This is a genomic window from Hominimerdicola alba (assembly GCF_900112155.1).
GTDB classification, from domain to species: Bacteria; Bacillota; Clostridia; order Oscillospirales; family Ruminococcaceae; genus Hominimerdicola; species Hominimerdicola alba_D.
The window spans coordinates 1-3,832 of sequence record NZ_FOKQ01000090.1; the positions used below are offsets into that span (position 1 = coordinate 1).

Consider the following 3,832-nt stretch of genomic DNA (forward strand, 5'->3'; position numbering starts at 1 on the left):
CATCCATAACTTGGTTCATTTCTTGAACATAACTTTATGAAATACTGAGATTTCGCGAGTATTTACGAGATTTTACAAGATATTTTGAGGAGGTAGTAATCATGAAGAAGGCTGAACTGCTTGCTGCAATCGCTGAAAAGAACGGCAGCACCAAGAAGAACGCTGAGGCAGCTCTTGACGCTGTTATAAGCACCATCACAGAGGCTCTGGAGAAGGGCGAAAAGGTAGCGATCCCCGGTTTTGGTACATTTGAGGTAAGAGACCGCGCTGCTAAGAAGTCAATCAACCCTGCAACCAAGCAGCCCATCGATGTACCCGCTAAGAAGGTACCTGCATTCAAGGCTGCAAAGGCTCTGAAGGACGCTGTTGACAAGAAGTAATCTTCTGCATTGCGCATAGCAATATACTGAATTTCAAAAAGGAGAATAATCACAATGGCAAACACTAAAAAGGTTGCCGCTGAGGTCAAGGAGGTCGCTAAGGAGACTGCTGCCAAGACCAAGGCTGCCGCTAAAGAAACCGCCGCTAAGGCAAAGAAAACTGCAACTAAGGCTGCTGCGAAGACAAAGGCTGCTGTTGAGAAAGCTACCGAGAAAGACGTTGTCTTCGTGGAATTCGCTGATAAGCAGCTGGATATAGCTGCACTTGTTGAAGCTGCAAAGGCTGACTACAAGGCTAAGGGTCACAGAGCTCCCAAGGCTGTAAAGCTTTATATCAAGCCTGAGGAGGGCGTTGCTTACTATACAGTAAATGACAAGGGCGACGCTGATCAGAAGATCGATCTGTAATTTTTGTTATTATCTGACCGCTCCCTGCGCGGAGCGGTCGTTTTTTCGTTGAGGTATTTTATGGTAATTTCTGAGTATAAGGATATATTTGAGGATAATGGCATCACGCTGACAGAGGAACAGTCTGCAAGACTTGAAAAGTATGCGGATATGCTGGTGGAGTATAACAAGATGGTGAATCTTACGGCTATCACCGATGATGAGGGCATAGCGGTAAAGCATTTTTTTGACAGCATATACCCATTCACACTTTTTGACCTGCCCGAGGACGCAAAAATGATAGATGTGGGCACAGGAGCGGGTTTTCCCTCATGTCCGCTGAAAGTATATCGTGATGATATCAGGCTGACCCTGCTGGACAGCCTTAACAAGAGGGTGAGCTTTTTGCAGTCCCTCTCGGACAATATAGCCCTTAATGCCGAATGTGTTCACGGCAGGGCTGAGGAATTCGGAAAAAAGGCTGATTACAGAGAGCAATTTGATATCGCGACTGCAAGGGCGGTGGCTAACCTTACCGACTTGTGCGAGTACTGTCTGCCTTTTGTAAAGGTGGGGGGACTCTTCGTATCCCTGAAAGGCAGCAGCGGCAGTGAAGAACTTGAAAAGGCTAAACCTGCAATAAAACTTCTGGGCGGCAAGACCGAGAAAGTGGTGGAATACACTCTTCCCGGCGGTGACGGCAGAACTCTTATCCTTATAAGGAAACTGGAACCTACCCCGGCAAAATTCCCAAGAAATGCGGGACAGATGAAAAAGAAGCCATTGGTGTGATATCCATAATAATTTACATAGCTATGTTCAGGACAGCTGTACCATCTGGTGCGGCTGTCACCTTTTGTTTTCGGTAAAGAGGAAGTCTTTGAAAATACCCATAATTAATGAAAAATCTCTTGACACAGAGGGCTTTCGGATGTATAATAGTAAACGATTGTTCGCATAAAATATTTGTGATTTTTCGGCAGGGAGGTCGGGTAAAAATGGATAGATTTCAGCTGGTATCGGATTATAAGCTTTCGGGTGACCAGCCCGAAGCGGTGGACGCTCTGGTAAGGGGCGTTGAATCGGGTATGAAAGAGCAGACACTTCTGGGCGTTACGGGCTCGGGCAAGACTTTTACTATGGCAAATGTTATAGAAAGGCTCAACCGTCCGACTTTGGTGCTTGCCCACAACAAGATACTTGCCGCCCAGCTGTGTTCGGAGTTCAAGGAGTTCTTCCCAAACAACGCGGTGGAATACTTTGTCAGCTACTACGATTACTACCAGCCCGAAGCCTATGTGCCAAGCACAGATGTGTATATCGAAAAGGACAGTTCCATAAATGACGAGATAGATAAACTGCGCCATTCCGCCACTACAGCCATAACCGAAAGGCGTGATGTCATCATCGTTGCCAGCGTTTCCTGCATATACTCTCTGGGCGACCCATCGGAGTATAAATCCATGGTGGTGAGCATACGCAGAGGTGCTGAAAAATCCCGCGATGAGCTTATCGCACAGCTTGTCAAGATACAGTACGAGCGCAACGATATAAATTTTGTGAGAAACAAGTTCCGCGTAAGGGGCGATGTGGTGGAGATATTCCCCGCAGATTCCACAGACAAGGCGCTTAGAGTGGAGTTCTTCGGTGACGAGATAGACCGTATCAGCGAGATAAACGTGCTTACAGGCGAGGTGCTTTCTCACCTTGAACACGCGGCGGTGTTCCCTGCGACTCACTATATTGTCGGCAGAGAGAAGATGCTTGACGCTATCGAGGAAATAAAAGAAGAACTGGCTGAACGTGTAAAATACTTCGAGGACAGAGGTATGCTGATAGAGGCTCAGCGCATACAGCAGCGTACTAACTACGATATGGAAATGCTGGAAGAGATAGGCTTTTGCAGCGGCATCGAGAACTATTCGAGAGTGCTGGCAAGGCGCTCCCCCGGGGCTGTGCCTTTCACTCTCTTCGACTTCATGCCCGATGATTTTCTGCTTATGGTGGACGAATCCCATGTTTCACTGCCTCAGGTAAGGGGTATGTTTGCAGGTGACAGGGCGCGTAAGCAGACCCTTGTGGACTACGGCTTCCGCCTGCCCTCAGCCATGGATAACCGTCCCTTGCGGTTCGATGAATTCTACGAGCGCATAAATCAGGCGATATTCGTATCAGCCACTCCGGGTGATATCGAAAAGGAAAAGAGCGTACAGATAGTAGAGCAGGTGATCAGACCTACGGGACTTCTCGACCCGCTGATATCCGTAAGACCCTCCGACGGTCAGATAGAAGACCTCCTCAGCGAGATAAATAAGCGCATTGATAAGAAACAGCGTGTACTGGTGACTACCCTCACCAAGAAGATGGCAGAGGACCTCACCGCATATCTCAAGGGTTTTGATGTCAAGGTGCGCTATATGCACCACGATATAGATACCATTGAGCGTATGGAGATAATACGTGACCTTCGTCTGGGCGAGTTTGATGTGCTTGTGGGCATCAACCTGCTGAGAGAGGGTCTTGACCTGCCCGAGGTCAGCCTTGTGGCGATACTTGATGCCGATAAGGAAGGTTTCCTGCGTTCGGAGAGTTCGCTTATCCAGACCATAGGAAGGGCAGCGAGAAACTCCGAGGGCATGGTTATAATGTATGCCGACAGCGTGACGCGCTCCATGGAAAAAGCTATCCGCGAGACCGAGAGAAGACGTGCTATTCAGGAAAAATTCAATGAGGAACACGGCATAGTTCCCAAGACCATAGTCAAGGATATAAGAGATGTCATCGAGATATCCACCAAGGAAGAAGCGGAGTATACTGCAAGACAGGCTGTAAAGCTCTCCAAGGCAGAACAGCAGAAGCTTATAGACAAGCTGACCCGCGAGATGAAAGAAGCCGCAAAGCTCCTCGAATTCGAGCACGCAGCATTCCTGCGTGACAGGATAGCGGAACTCAAAGGGGAAAAAAAGTAAAGAATGGAGCTTCCTGTAACCAAACAAATCAAGGGGTTGCAAAAAAGAACACCTCAGTGTAGAATGTAAATACTGACGATGCGAAAGTTAGTAATA

4 protein-coding genes are annotated in these 3,832 nt (G+C 47.8%); all 4 read left to right on the plus strand.

Annotated features, from left to right (window positions below):
- The first annotated feature begins 101 nt into the window (after positions 1 to 101).
- Positions 102 to 380 carry an HU family DNA-binding protein gene (locus BM265_RS19365; RefSeq protein WP_024857753.1) on the plus strand — a complete coding sequence of 93 codons (279 nt, stop codon included), beginning with the start codon at positions 102 to 104 and terminating at the stop codon, positions 378 to 380.
- Between the two features lie 54 nt (positions 381 to 434).
- Positions 435 to 788: a DUF6465 family protein gene (locus tag BM265_RS19370; RefSeq protein ID WP_074835998.1), complete on the plus strand. Its 354-nt coding sequence runs from the start codon at positions 435 to 437 to the stop codon at positions 786 to 788.
- Between the two features lie 60 nt (positions 789 to 848).
- A complete protein-coding gene (rsmG, locus tag BM265_RS19375; RefSeq protein WP_074963550.1) occupies positions 849 to 1,559 on the plus strand; it encodes a 16S rRNA (guanine(527)-N(7))-methyltransferase RsmG in 711 nt (236 codons plus the stop codon).
- Positions 1,560 to 1,765: 206 nt separating this feature from the next.
- The gene (gene uvrB, locus BM265_RS19380; protein ID WP_074963551.1) at positions 1,766 to 3,736 is read left to right on the plus strand and encodes an excinuclease ABC subunit UvrB; all 1,971 of its coding nucleotides are present in this window, start codon (positions 1,766 to 1,768) and stop codon (positions 3,734 to 3,736) included.
- The last annotated feature ends 96 nt before the right edge of the window (positions 3,737 to 3,832 follow it).